General features: G+C 75.5%; 10 protein-coding genes and 1 riboswitch. Of the genes, 5 read left to right on the top strand and 5 right to left on the bottom strand.

The features are described from left to right. Nucleotides 1-43: 43 nt before the first annotated feature. Nucleotides 44-667: a carboxymuconolactone decarboxylase family protein gene (locus ACIA8R_RS44465; RefSeq protein ID WP_364087265.1), complete on the bottom strand. Its 624-nt coding sequence runs from the start codon at nucleotides 665-667 to the stop codon at nucleotides 44-46. A 205-nt stretch (nucleotides 668-872) separates the two neighbouring features. Between ACIA8R_RS44465 and ACIA8R_RS44460 the strand changes: the two genes are divergently transcribed. Continuing rightward, a complete protein-coding gene (locus ACIA8R_RS44460; protein WP_397043750.1) occupies nucleotides 873-2090 on the top strand; it encodes a multidrug effflux MFS transporter in 1218 nt (405 codons plus the stop codon). A gap of 73 nt (nucleotides 2091-2163) precedes the next feature. Here the strand turns inward: ACIA8R_RS44460 and ACIA8R_RS44455 are convergent, their stop codons facing one another. Next, nucleotides 2164-3096 (bottom strand): MerR family transcriptional regulator, encoded by a 933-nt coding sequence (locus ACIA8R_RS44455; protein WP_357707937.1) that lies wholly within the window; start codon nucleotides 3094-3096, stop codon nucleotides 2164-2166. A gap of 81 nt (nucleotides 3097-3177) precedes the next feature. Next, nucleotides 3178-3264: riboswitch (ZMP/ZTP riboswitch) on the top strand. Between the two features lie 22 nt (nucleotides 3265-3286). Here ACIA8R_RS44455 and ACIA8R_RS44450 point away from each other — a divergent pair. Next, nucleotides 3287-4741, top strand: coding sequence for a glycine hydroxymethyltransferase (locus ACIA8R_RS44450; protein ID WP_357707935.1), 1455 nt, complete (start codon nucleotides 3287-3289; stop codon nucleotides 4739-4741). A 46-nt stretch (nucleotides 4742-4787) separates the two neighbouring features. Here ACIA8R_RS44450 and ACIA8R_RS44445 read toward each other — a convergent pair whose 3' ends face one another. Both ACIA8R_RS44445 and ACIA8R_RS44440 read right to left on the bottom strand, forming a co-directional pair. Beyond that, nucleotides 4788-5291 (bottom strand): NUDIX domain-containing protein, encoded by a 504-nt coding sequence (locus tag ACIA8R_RS44445; RefSeq protein WP_357707934.1) that lies wholly within the window; start codon nucleotides 5289-5291, stop codon nucleotides 4788-4790. Nucleotides 5292-5347: 56 nt separating this feature from the next. After that, a complete protein-coding gene (locus ACIA8R_RS44440) occupies nucleotides 5348-6691 on the bottom strand; it encodes a hypothetical protein (RefSeq protein ID WP_397043748.1) in 1344 nt (447 codons plus the stop codon). A gap of 124 nt (nucleotides 6692-6815) precedes the next feature. Between ACIA8R_RS44440 and ACIA8R_RS44435 the strand changes: the two genes are divergently transcribed. Next, nucleotides 6816-8294 (top strand): hypothetical protein, encoded by a 1479-nt coding sequence (locus ACIA8R_RS44435; protein ID WP_397043746.1) that lies wholly within the window; start codon nucleotides 6816-6818, stop codon nucleotides 8292-8294. Nucleotides 8295-8393: 99 nt separating this feature from the next. Further along, complete coding sequence (locus ACIA8R_RS44430) at nucleotides 8394-9200, top strand: alpha/beta hydrolase (RefSeq protein WP_357707930.1); 807 nt, start codon at nucleotides 8394-8396, stop codon at nucleotides 9198-9200. Nucleotides 9201-9224: 24 nt separating this feature from the next. Here ACIA8R_RS44430 and ACIA8R_RS44425 read toward each other — a convergent pair whose 3' ends face one another. Beyond that, nucleotides 9225-9695: a PPOX class F420-dependent oxidoreductase gene (locus tag ACIA8R_RS44425; RefSeq protein ID WP_357707929.1), complete on the bottom strand. Its 471-nt coding sequence runs from the start codon at nucleotides 9693-9695 to the stop codon at nucleotides 9225-9227. A gap of 156 nt (nucleotides 9696-9851) precedes the next feature. On the opposite strand from ACIA8R_RS44425, the gene ACIA8R_RS44420 reads away from it, so the two are divergent. Then, nucleotides 9852-12179 carry a WD40 repeat domain-containing serine/threonine protein kinase gene (locus ACIA8R_RS44420; protein WP_397043743.1) on the top strand — a complete coding sequence of 776 codons (2328 nt, stop codon included), beginning with the start codon at nucleotides 9852-9854 and terminating at the stop codon, nucleotides 12177-12179. Nucleotides 12180-12208 lie beyond the last annotated feature (29 nt).

Genomic DNA, 12208 nt, shown 5'->3' with positions numbered 1-12208 from the left:
CTTCCCAGCGGTCAGCCCTCCCGGCCCTCAGCGTTCCCGGCGCTCAGCCTTCGTGGTCAGCCCTCCCGGCGCTCAGCCCGCGGTCAGCGCTCGCAGGGCTTCGGGGGTGCTCGCCTGCGAAGACGCGCAGTTGGAGGGCCAGCGTGGCGTAGTAGCCGACCAGCGTGGTCAGCTCGAACAGGCCGCGCTCGCCGAGCGCCGCCGTGACCGCCCGGTAGTCCTCCTCGCTCAGCGTCCCCGCCCCGGTCAGCTCGCGGGCGGCGTGCACGGCGGCGCGTTCGGCCGGGTCGGCCAGGTCGGGCGGCCGCCCCTCGCGCAACGCGGTCAGCTCGGCGTCGGTCAGGCCGCAGGCCCGGCCCACCGCCTCGTGCGCGGCGCGCTCGAACTCGCTGCCCCAATGGGCGGCCACCACGAGGATCGCCAGCTCCCTGGCCCGGCCGGGCAGCACCGAGCCGTAGCGCACCGCCGCGCCCAGCGCCTGGAGCGCGCCGCCGACCGGCGGGCTCAGCAGCATGGCGTTGAACGGGCCGCGCAGCCGTCCGCGCTCGTCGGCGAGGGGGAAGACCTGGGGGCCCGCCGCCCGGGGGCCGCCCGTGATGGCGCGGTAGACCTCAGCCTGGGCGTCGTCGAGGTCCTCCGGGGGCAGGGCGGGCAGCCGGGCGGTCATGCGGTGCTCCTGTCTCGGCGACGGCGCGGTCACCCGGCCTCCGCGACCGGCGGACCTGCGGCGACGTCTGCCCCCGGCTGCCGGTGAGGCGGTTAGCCGTGGCCGGATCACGGAACATCCTAGGTCTCTAGCCGCGCGGCCGTCTTGGAGCCATGACCATGGAGTTCGCCACTTCCCACAGCCACCGTCCGCCGGGGCGTGCCTCGTGACCAGGACGGGGGTGTCCGGCCCGCTGCTGGTCGTGCTCGGCCTGCTGTCGGCGGTGGCGCCGCTGGCCACCGACATGTACCTGCCCGTGTTCACCGACCTGGCGGCCGACCTGGGGACGGGGGCGGCCGGCGTGCAGCTCACGCTGACCGCGTTCCTCACCGGGCTGGCGCTGGGGCAGCTCGTCATCGGGCCGCTGTCGGACCGGTTCGGCCGCCGCGGGCCCATCCTGCTGGCCACCGCGGCGGCCCTGGTCGCCTGCGTCCTGTGCGCGCTCGCGCCGGACATCCGGACGCTCGTCGCCCTGCGCTTCGTGCACGGGTTCGCCGGGTCGGCGGGCATCGTCATCGGCCGCGCGGTGGCGGCCGACCTGACGACCGGCCGGGCGGCGGCGCGGATCTTCTCGCTGCTGGCCTCCGTGGTCGGCGTCGCGCCCGTGGTGGCCCCGCTGATCGGTGGCGCGCTGTCGCCCGCCGGCTGGCGCGTGGAGTTCTGGGTGATGGCCGGGATCTCGGCCGTGATGCTGCTCGGCTCGGCGCTCGTCGTGCCCGAGACGCTGCCGCCCGGACGCCGGCACGCGGGCGGCCTGGCCGCCACCGGGCGCAACGTGCGGCGGCTGTTCGCCGACCGGGGCTATGTCGGTTACGTCTTCTCCTTCGCGTTCGGCTTCGCGGGGCTCATGGGGTACATCTCGGCCTCGCCCTTCGTCGTGCAGAACGTGCTGGGCCTGTCCACCCCCGCCTACACCGTGACGTTCGCGGCCAACGCGCTGGGCATGACGCTGACCGGCCTGGTGGGGGCCCGCCTGCTGCGCCGGTTCAGCCCGGAGGATCTGCTGCGGGCTGGGCAGGGGGCGGTGCTGGGGTTGTCGGCCGTCCTGCTGGTGATGCTGGGGGCGGGGCTGGGCGCGGTGGTGGTGCTGCCCGTGCTGTTCGTGCTGGTCAGCTCGTTCACGCTGATCATGGGGAACGCGGCGGCGCTGACGGTGGGACGAGCCCCGTACGCGACCGGCACGGCGGCGGCCGTGATGGGCGCGTTGCAGTTCGCGCTCGGGGCGCTGGTCTCGCCCCTGGTCGGCCTGGGCGGGGAGGACACCGGGCTGCCGATGGGGGGCACGCTGGTGGTCAGCGCGCTGCTCGGCATCGGCGCCCGCCTGCTCACCAGGGGCCTGCCGGAAACCGGCCCCGCCACCGCCGAGGCCCCCGCCCGCGGGTGAGACGGTCGGGGGTTCTTCGCGGTCGAGGGCCCCACGGTCGGTGGCCTTCGCGTTCAGGGCCTTCGCGGTCGGGTCAGGGGGCCGGGTGGGTGTGCAGGGCGGTGAGGAGCCAGTCGAGGGCCGGGGCTGAGGAAGCCGGGGGCGGCCAGGCGTTGATCACGGCGAGGAGCCGGAGGTAGCGCTCCCTGCGGGGGTCGTTCGCCGCTTCCAGCCTGGCCAGCAGCCGCCGCCGGAGCGCGGCGTCGTCGGGGAGGCGCAGGAGGCGCGCGTACTCCCCGGCGACCGCCGCCACGACCGGTGCGGCCTCGGGCCCGGCGGGGTCCACGCCCGCCGCCAGCGCCGCCCCCGCCCGGCCCAGCCCCAGCGACACGGCATCCCGCCGCACCCCTCCCCCGCCGTCGGCGGCACGGTCGGACGCGTGGGACGTGGTCAGGTCGCGCATCGCCGTCCGGAAGGACGGGTCCGCCATCAGCTCGGCCAGCTCCACCCACGCCTCCACCTGCTCCGGCTCGGCGTCGTCCGGCAGTTCCGGGGTCATCGACACCCTGGCTCCCGCGAGCCCCGGCTCCACGTCCGGGACGGCGGCGTCCAGGAAGTCGCCGACCAGGCGGCGGCGTTCGTCCTGCGACAGTTTCGCGAGTCTGTGCATGAGCTCCATCTCCTTGGGCCCCGAGCCGCGCCGGGCCACCGCCGTCAGCACCGCGTGCCGCAGCCGCAGCGTGCGGATCCGCACCGCCAGCGCCTCGGCGTGCGCCGCCGCGACCTGTGCGAGCGTGAGCTCCCGGTCCACGACCTTCCTGACCGTGGCCAGGTCCACGTCCAGGTCGCGCAGGGTGCGGACGAGGTCGAGGCGGGCCGCGGCGGCGGCGTCGTAGAGGCGGTAACCGGCCGGGCTGCGTTCCACCGGCGGCACGATCCCCTGGTCGGAGTAGAACCTGATGGTCTTGACCGATAGCCCGGTCCGCCGCGCCAGATCGCCGATCGTGTAGAGGGTGCCGCCGTCCATGCCTCCACCTTCGCGTCTCCCCTTGGTGGAGGCTCAAGCGCCTCCCTCGTTGCGCGGCCCCGGCCGCTGACCGTAGTGTCAGCCTCGGATCGTGACTGGCGTGATCGTAAGGTGGGACTGACCACCGGGGAGCGGTCCTGGACGTCGCCGCGCGCCTGGGTGCCCTCACTTAGACGGCTCGGGAGAAGTCATGGCTGAAGAGCACCCCCATTCCTACGGCGACCACGACGCTGCAACGGTGTCGGCCGCCTACCGCAACGCGCTCGACGTGATCGCCGCCGTGGAGCCGGGCGTGGCCGGCGCGATCCGCGCCGAGCTGGCCGACCAGCGCGCCTCACTGAAGCTCATCGCGAGCGAGAACTACGCCTCCCCGGCCGTCCTGCTCACGATGGGCACGTGGCTGTCCGACAAGTACGCGGAAGGCACGATCGGCCACCGCTTCTACGCCGGCTGCCAGAACATCGACACCGTCGAGCAACTCGCGGCCGACCACGCCAAGGCCCTGTTCGGCGCCGAGCACGCCTACGTCCAGCCCCACTCGGGCATCGACGCCAACCTGGTGGCCTTCTGGGGCATCCTGGCCCACAAGGTGGAGGCCCCGGCCCTGGCCGCCGCCGGCGCCCGGCACGTCAACGACCTGTCGGAAGACGACTGGGAGACCCTGCGCAAGGCCCTGGGCGACCAGCGGGCCCTCGGCATGTCGCTGGACGCGGGCGGTCACCTGACCCACGGCTTCCGTCCCAACATCTCGGGCAAGATGTTCCACCAGCGCTCCTACGGCACCGACCCGGAGAGCGGCCTGCTCGACTACGACGCGCTGCGCGAGACCGCCCGCGAGTTCCGGCCGCTGGTGCTGATCGCCGGGTACTCGGCCTACCCGCGGCGCATCGACTTCTCCCGCATGCGGGAGATCGCCGACGAGGTCGGCGCGGTCCTGATGGTGGACATGGCGCACTTCGCCGGGCTGGTGGCGGGCAAGGTGTTCACCGGCGTGCACGACCCGGTGCCGTACGCGCACGTCACCACGACCACCACGCACAAGTCGCTGCGCGGGCCGCGCGGCGGCCTGGTGCTGTGCCAGCGGGAATACGCCGACTCGATCGACCGGGGCTGCCCGATGGTGCTGGGCGGCCCGCTCGGCAACGTCATGGCGGCCAAGGCCGTCGCCCTGGCCGAGGCCCGGCAGTCCGCGTTCGCCGACTACGCGCGGGCGGTGGCCGCCAACGCGGTCGCCCTGGCCGAGGGCCTGGTGCGCCGGGGCGTACGCCTGGTCACCGGCGGCACCGACAACCACCTGGTGCTGCTCGACGTGTCCACGTACGGGCTGACCGGCCGGCAGGCCGAGTCGGCGCTGCTCGACGCAGGGATCGTCACCAACCGCAACGCGATCCCGCGCGACCCCAACGGCGCCTGGTACACCTCGGGCATCCGCGTGGGCACCCCGGCGCTCACCTCGCGCGGGTTCGGGACGCAGGAGTTCGACCAGGTCGCCGAGCTGATCGTCGGCGTGCTGACCGACACCACGCCGTCGGCCACCTCCAAGGCCAAGTACGACCTGCCGCAGAGCACCGCCGAGAAGACCCGCGCCGCCGCGGCCGAACTGCTCGCCGCCCACCCGCTCTACCCGGGCCTCGACCTGAGCTGAGCCTTTCGGCCGTCCCTCCGCTCCGGCCTCGGCCGGGGCGGGCCCCTCACCGCGGGTCGCGACGGGCCTGCCGTGCGAAGTAGGCGGACGCCATCCGGGTGTGGATGGGGAACGCCAGCTCGGCGGGGCCGTCGATGACCAGCCATTCGGTCGTCTCGTCCGTGGCCTCCATCGGCGGCAGCCCGGACGCGGTGACGCGCGGGCCCAGGCCGAAGATCAGCACGGTGCCGTCCGGGGCGCTGACCACGTCGAAGAGCGTGACGTCGGCGGCCTCGGCCACCACGCCGGTCTCCTCGCGCAGTTCCCGCACCGCCGCCTGCTGCCAGGACTCCCCCACGTCGATGAACCCGCCGGGCAGGGCCAGCTCGCCGCGGTGCGGCTCGACGTCCCGGCGTACCACGAGCAGGCCGTCGTCGACGGGCAGCAGCGTCACCGCGACCGGCAGGGGGTTGAGGTAGCTGGTGTTCCCGCAGGCCGCGCAGGTGCGGGGCCAGGGCTGGGCGGGGGCGAAGGCGGCGCCGCAGAAGGAGCAGTACGCGTTCCTGATCACGCCGCGATCCTAGAGCCCCCCTGGAAGAACCCGCGGCCTCCCGCCCGGCGGCGGGGTCAGCTTGCGACCGCGCGGTCCGCGCGGCCGACCAGGGGGTTGCCGCGGTGGGGCTGCCAGGCGGCGCGCAGGACGCGCAGTTCCTCCCGCACCCGGGCCGAGGAGATCCGCCGGATGTCGTCGCTCAGGTCGAGGACGGTGGCCGCGGCCTGGTCGACCTCGCCCGCGCGCAGAAGGGAGTGGGCCGCCCGCAGCCCGATCAGGGCACGGGTGCGCAGCTCGACCGGCCGCCTGGCCCGCATGGACGCGGCGAAGTGGCGGGCGGCGGTGGCGTGGTCGCCGAGCTGGGTGAGGGTCAGGCCGATCTGGTGTTCCAGGGACTCGCGCCGGTAGTTGCCCGTCCACTCCGACTCGGGCGCGGAGTCGGCGCGTTCGAGCTGGGTCTCGGTGCGGCCGAGCAGCCGGAGGGCGTCCCAGCGGGTCCCGGCGGCGGCGTGGGTCTCGGCGCGCATGCCGGTGATCCACGCCTGGGTGCGGGCGGGGCCGTGCCCGGCCAGCGCGGACGCGGCCGCCTCGGCCAGGGCCAGCGCGTCGCCGTCGTGGCCCAGTTCGGCCGCCTGGACGGCCATGCTGCGCAGGGCGGTGGCGCGCAGCAGCAGGTCGGCGGCCTCGTCGGCGAGGCGCACGCTGCTGATGTAGTAGCGCTGGGCCAGGGCGTGGGCGCCGGCGTCCATGGCCATGTAGGCGGCCAGGTAGCTCAGCTCGGCGGCGGCGGCGAACAGGTCGGGCCTGTGGCGGCCGGTCGTACCGTGCAGGAGGGGGGTGACCTCGCGGGACAGGTAGGCGGCGACCGCGGCGCGGCCGTGGCCGCCGCCGTAGAGGTCGTCCAGGTCGGCGAAGGCGCGGGTGGTGGCGCGGATGCGTTCGACGTCGCCCGCGCCCGCCCGGCGGGCCCCCGCGCGCCCCGCTGGATGACGCGCCGGACGACGTCCCGACAGAACGGATAAGCCGGATAAACCGGATAAGGCGGCCAGGGTGAACGTGCGCCGGTTGAGCAGGTCGTCCTCCCCCAGCACGGCCAGCCGGGCGACCGGGTCGCCGCGCCAGGGGTCGTCGGACCACGGCCACCCGCCCGGCTCGGGCCACCCCAGATGCGCCGGGCGCAGGTCGGGCCTGCCCAGGCGGCGGCGGAACGCCTCGATCGCCGCGCGCACCGCCTCGGGGCGCGGGATCGTGCCGGTCAGCCAGTGGCCGACCGCCGAGCGGTCGTAGTGCACGCGCTCGCCACTCTCGGCGGCGACGGCGTTGACGTGCCGCGCGGTGGCCGCGTGCGTCCACCCCGCCTGCTCGATCAACGCCGCGAGCGCCCGGTTGACGACTGGGAGGGTACGCCGGGGCGGCATCTCGTCTTCACATCGCTTCACATCGCGGTGGCCTCGACGGTCCGCCGGCCATGGCTCATCGTCAAGGGTGCGGACCGTGGCCCCCGGGTGACGGTCCTGAGCCGGTTGCGACGAGGGAGGTCTGATGGACGGGCTGGACGGCGAGGACCGGCGCGAGACCGGGCTGGAGGAGGCGGCGCACGAGGAGCTGACGACCGCGCTGGCGGGCCGCCCGCTGGTGTGCGTCGAACGGTTCAGCACGGCGTTGCGCACCGGTTACACCGGCCCGGCCTCGATCGGGGCGCTGCGCCCGGCTCTGAGCATCGGCTGCTACTCGGCCTGGGACCCGGCGCTGCCCGGCATGGTCGTCGCCGCCGAGGACCGCACCAGGACCCGCTCGGTCGCCGAGCGGCGCGCCTGGCTGCCCCGCGTCCGGCACGAGGCCGCCCGGCACCTGCTCAAGCTGGACCGCCCGCCGGTCGTCTTCACCTGGTACGACAACGCCCGGCTGCGCGAGCTGGCCGGCCCCGGCGGCGTGGTCGCGGCCATCGACGCCGACGTGCGGGCCGCGATCGAGGCCAAGCATCTGCTGGACGACCTGCTGCGGGCGGCCGGCGTGCCGGCGGTGGCCCGGGTCCCCTGCGTGCACGTCGAGCGGCTGCCCGGACTCGCCGAGCTGCGGCGCGCGGTCGGCACCGAACGGGTCGTGGTGCAGGCGGGCGGGCGGGCGGACCGGCACGGCACCGTCGTCGTCGCCGACGAGAGGGACATGCCCCGGGCTGCCCGCCTGCTGGGGCCGTACCGGGTGGCGGCGTACGTGCCGGGCTGGCCGTGCACGATCGCGGTGCTCAGCGTGCCCGGCGGCGACGGCGGCGTCCGGGTGTACGCCGACCGCCCCGCCCACACCTCGGCCGGGATCGCCGAGCTGGGCGCGGGGCCGATGCGCAGCACGGGCGACGACTGGTCGCGTCCCTGGCCGACGCCCGCCGCCGCGCTGCTCGTCGAGTGCGCCGAGCGCATCGCGTCCTGGGCCTGGCGCAGGTACGGCGCGGCCGGCCTGTTCAGCGTGGAGGCCATCCTCACGCCGGACGAGCGGGTCTACCTGTCGTCGGTCAAGTGGCGGCACCACGAGGGCACCGAGGTGTCGTCGGTCAACCAGCAGGCCGCCGGGCTGCCCCCGTTCGTGCTGGCCCACCTGTCGGTGATGCTCGGCGGGCCGGTGACCTGGCTGGGGGACGCGCACGAGTTCAACCAGCGCACGCTGCTGCGCGCGGCCCGGCCGGGCGGCCCCTTCCACGTCAGGGTCCGCCTGGACCGCGACACCCCCGTACGCGTGGTCGCCGCCCAGGGCTCCGGCGTCTACCGTCTGGACCGGTCGGGACACCTGCGGTGGGTGCGGCGGGGGGCGCACCCGTCCGACGCGCGGGCGGGTCAGGGCGAGTTCCTGCTGGCCAACCTGCCCGAACCGGACGTCGTCTGCCATCCGGGGGCCGACCTGGCCACCGTCGAGGGGGTCGCCGAGGGCGCGGCGCACCCGTTCGACGGCCCGGACGCCGTCTCCCCGGCCACCCGGCGGATCGTCGCGGCCGTCGAGAACCTGTTCGACGAGGTCAAAGAGCCCTGATCACGAGATTTCGACGAGCTGCCCGCAGGACCGATGAGTTCGCGCGCCCGCGGGAGTCCAACCCGGCGTCACCCCGATTCCGAGGAAGGACCCACACCGATGAGCACCACGCACATTCTCGACATCCCGGGCGGCCGCCTGCGCTACCACGTCCGCGGCAGCGGCCCCCTGCTGCTGCTCGTGGGCGCGCCGATGAACGCCGAGGCCTTCGTCCCGCTGGCCGAGGAGCTGGCCGGGGAGCACACCGTCGTCACGCACGACCCGCGCGGCGTGTCCGGCAGCACGCTCGACGACCCCGACCAGGACTCCACCCCGGCCCTGCGCGCCGACGACGCGATCGCGATCATGGACGCGCTCGGCGCCGAGTCCGCCGACGTGCTCGGCAGCAGCGGCGGCGCGGTGACCGGCCTGGCCCTGGTCGCCCGCCACCCCACCCGCGTGCGCACGCTCGTCGCGCACGAGCCGCCCGTGCTGGAGCTGCTGCCCGACGTGGCCCAGCGGCGCGCCGAGGTGGACGACATCATCGAGACGTTCCGCCGGGAGGGCCCGGGGGCGGCGTTCGGGAAGTTCATGGCCACCGCGGGCTTCGAGGGCGGCGAGGACGCCCCGCCCCCGCCGCCGAGCGAGTCGCCCGAGCAGGACCTGGCCGACGCCGCCCACTTCTTCCTGCACGAGCTGCGCGGCACCACCCGTTACGTCCCCGACGTCGCGGCGCTGAAGGCCGGACCGGCCCGGGTCGTCGTGGGCATCGGGGCCGAGTCGGGCGGCCTGCTCACCTACCGCACCTCGCAGGCGCTGGCCGACCTGCTCGGCACGCCGCCGGTCGAGTTCCCCGGCGAGCACGGCGGCTTCGTCGACCGGCCGAAGGAGTTCGCCGACGTGCTGCGCGAGGTGCTGGCCCGCTGACGCGGCGGGCCCACGGCGGCGCGCTCAGCCGCCGGAGGTCGCACCGGCCGGGAAGCCGCCGGTCGCGATCGGCCCCCAGCGGTCGATCGAGATCCGGATCAGCGACTTGTTCTGGCGGCGCATGGCCTCCCGGTACTCCTCCCAGTCGGGGTGCTCGCCGGCGATGCACCGGTAGTAGTCCACCAGCGCGTCGAGGGCCTCGGGCAGGTCCAGGACCTCTCCCCGTCCGTCCACCTGGACGTACGGGCCGTCCCAGTCGTCGGACAGCACGCACATCGACACGCGCTCGTCGCGCCGCACGTTCCGGGCCTTGGCGCGCTCGGGGTAGGTGGAGACCACGATCCGGCCCTCGCCGTCGAGGCCGCACGAGACCGGCGAGAGCTGGGGACGCCCGTCGGCGCGGGTCGTCGAGAGCAGGCCGTGATGCCGGGGGCGGAGGAAGTCGAGAAGTTCGGGCAGGTCGACGCGGCGGGCGGTCGCGATCCTCGGAGCCATCTGGGACGCCTTTCCTGTGCGGTGCCGGCTTCTCCTGTGCGGTGCCGGATTCGATCCTGCCATCCGGCGCGGGCCCCGCCTTCCGGGGCCCGGCCGAACGGCCCTAGGGTGTGGTTCGCCGACATGTCCCCGTACGTGCCCGAGGAAGGGAGCGGAATGCCGGAAGTCCGTCCGCTCCGGCCGGGCGATCCCGAGAGGATCGGCGACCACCGGCTGCTCGGCGTGCTCGGCTCCGGCGGGCAGGGAGTCGTCTACAAGGGCGTCGACGGCACAGGCCGCGAGGTCGCGGTCAAGCTGCTGCACAGCCACCTGACCCAGGACGACGCCGTCACCCGGGGCCTCCTGCGCGAGGCCGAGGCGGCGCGCCGGGTGGCCGCCTTCTGCACCGCCGCCGTGCTGGACGTGGGGGTGGCCGACGGGCGGCCGTACATCGTGAGCGAGTACGTCGCGGGCGACACCCTGCAGAGGCTCGTCCGGGAGTCGGGGCCGCGTACCGGGGGCGCGCTGGACCGGCTGGCGATCTCCACGCTGACCGCGCTGGCCGCCATCCACGAGGCCGGCATCGTGCACCGCGACTTCAAGCCGGGCAACGTGCTGATGGGGCCCGAGGGGCCGATCGTGATCGACTTCGGCATCGCCAAGGCGCTGGGGGCGACGACGATGGCCTCGGCGCCGATGGGGACGCCGGCGTACATGTCGCCGGAGCAGTTCGCGGGTGAGCGGGTCGGGCCGGCGTCCGACGTGTTCAGCTGGGCGGGGACGATGGTGTTCGCGGCCACCGGTCATCCGCCGTACGCCGGGGAGACGGTCGCCGCCATCCTGCACAAGGTCATGAGCGGCGTACCGGACCTGACGGGCCTGCCGGCCCGCCTGGTGGAGCCGATCCGGTCCTGCCTCGCCAAGGACCCCGCCGCCCGCCCCACCCCCGCCGCCCTCCTGCGCCACCTCATCAGCGCCCCCGGCACCCCCCACCCGGCCTCCCTCCAGACCCCACCACCTCCCCCCGCCCCGCCGAGCCCGCCGCACACACCCGCCGCGCCCGCCGCCCCTGGCCCGGCGCACTCCCCGGCGACGGCCCCTCCCCCCGCGACCGGGGCGACGGTTCCCCCTGCCGGGGCGACGGGCCCGGGGACGGTTCCGCCGCCCGGGACCGGAGCTGCGGGCCCGGGGACGGTTCCGCCGCCCGGGGCCGGGGCTACCGGGCCCGCGTTTCACGGGGAGATGACCAGGCCGGGTGCGTATCGGCGGGTCAGCCGGCGGGCCGTGATGGTCGGCGGTGCGGCGGCCGTGGCCGCCGCGGCCACGTCCGCGTTCCTCCTCCTGCGCCCCGCGAACAGCCTCGCCGACGACCCGCCCCCCGGCCCCACCGGCGACCCGACCGGCCTCCCGGCGTCGGGCACGCCGACGGCCCCCGCGACGGCCGCGACGAGCCCCGCGCCCGGCACGTCCCCGACAGCGGACCCGACTGCGGACCCCACCGGATCTCCCACGGGGTCCACCGGCCCGACCCCCGCGGCCGAGCCGTTCGGCGCGCCGGTCAGGGAGCCCGTGCCGCTGCCCGCCGGCAGTGGCGAGCCGGCCGTCCTGGCCGCCGCCGGCTCCACCGTCGTCTGCGGCACGTCCAAGGGCGTGGCGCTCGTCTGGGACCTGGCCGCGGCGCCCGCGACCGTCCTCAGGCTCGGCGACGGAGGCGCCGCCGCGACCGCCGTGGCCTGCGGCGACGGCAGGGCCGCCACCGGGCACCGCGACGGCGGGACGCGGCTGTGGAACCCGGCGGGCGGCGTCCTCGGCAGGGTGAGCGCGGCCGACCCCGTCATCGCCGTCACCACCGCCGGACGCGGCGTCGCGGTCACCCAGAAGTACGACAGCCTCAAGGACCTGCACAGCGTCGTACGCCTGTGGGACATCGCCACCGGCCGCCAGATCGGCCCCGCCGTCACCGACCACTTCCAGGGCGTCAACGGCCTGGCCTTCGGCCGGCTCGGCGGCGACGACGTGCTCGTCACCGGCGACGGCAGCAACCGCGTCCGGGTACGCCGCCTGTCTGACGGAAAGGTGACACACACCTACAAGACCGGCGAGATCGGCGGCATCGAGCTGCTCGCCTGCGGCGAGCTGGACGGCCGTCCCGTCCTGGTCTCCACCCACCTGGACGCCACCCTGCGCGTCTACGACCTGGCCACCGGCAGGCGCAGGAAGAAGTGGACGTTCAGCCGCCGCAGCCCCGACGACCGGGGGACGTCCTCCCTGGTCGTGGGCGCGCTCGGCGGCAGGCCCGTCGCGGTCGTCGCGCACGCGCCGGGTGGCGGCGAGACGGTCGTCCGCGTCTGGAACCTGGCCGACGGCAAGGTCATCGGGGAGCTGGGCCCGGGGCCGGGCGCCGAGATCCGGGCCTTGGCGCTGGCCGAGCTGGAGGGCCGTCCCGTCGTCGTGGGCGCCGGCGGCGACGCTCTCCTCAGCGCGTGGAGCCTCGGTCCCGCCTGACGCTCATCTGCGTTTAAGAATCGCGGCCT

This window comes from Nonomuraea sp. NPDC051191, from assembly GCF_044455665.1.
In the GTDB taxonomy this organism is placed as follows: domain Bacteria; phylum Actinomycetota; class Actinomycetes; order Streptosporangiales; family Streptosporangiaceae; genus Nonomuraea.
This window is presented reverse-complemented; position numbering and strand designations above follow the sequence as displayed.

Coding starts and splice junctions, on each gene's coding strand:
- ACIA8R_RS44465 (WP_364087265.1), bottom strand. CDS start 667: ATGACCGCCCGGCTGCCCGCCCTGCCCCCGGAGGACCTCGACGACGCC.
- ACIA8R_RS44455 (WP_357707937.1), bottom strand. CDS start 3,096: ATGGACGGCGGCACCCTCTACACGATCGGCGATCTGGCGCGGCGGACC.
- ACIA8R_RS44450 (WP_357707935.1), top strand. CDS start 3,287: ATGGCTGAAGAGCACCCCCATTCCTACGGCGACCACGACGCTGCAACG.
- ACIA8R_RS44440 (WP_397043748.1), bottom strand. CDS start 6,691: ATGCCGCCCCGGCGTACCCTCCCAGTCGTCAACCGGGCGCTCGCGGCG.
- ACIA8R_RS44435 (WP_397043746.1), top strand. CDS start 6,816: ATGGACGGGCTGGACGGCGAGGACCGGCGCGAGACCGGGCTGGAGGAG.
- ACIA8R_RS44430 (WP_357707930.1), top strand. CDS start 8,394: ATGAGCACCACGCACATTCTCGACATCCCGGGCGGCCGCCTGCGCTAC.
- ACIA8R_RS44425 (WP_357707929.1), bottom strand. CDS start 9,695: ATGGCTCCGAGGATCGCGACCGCCCGCCGCGTCGACCTGCCCGAACTT.
- ACIA8R_RS44420 (WP_397043743.1), top strand. CDS start 9,852: ATGCCGGAAGTCCGTCCGCTCCGGCCGGGCGATCCCGAGAGGATCGGC.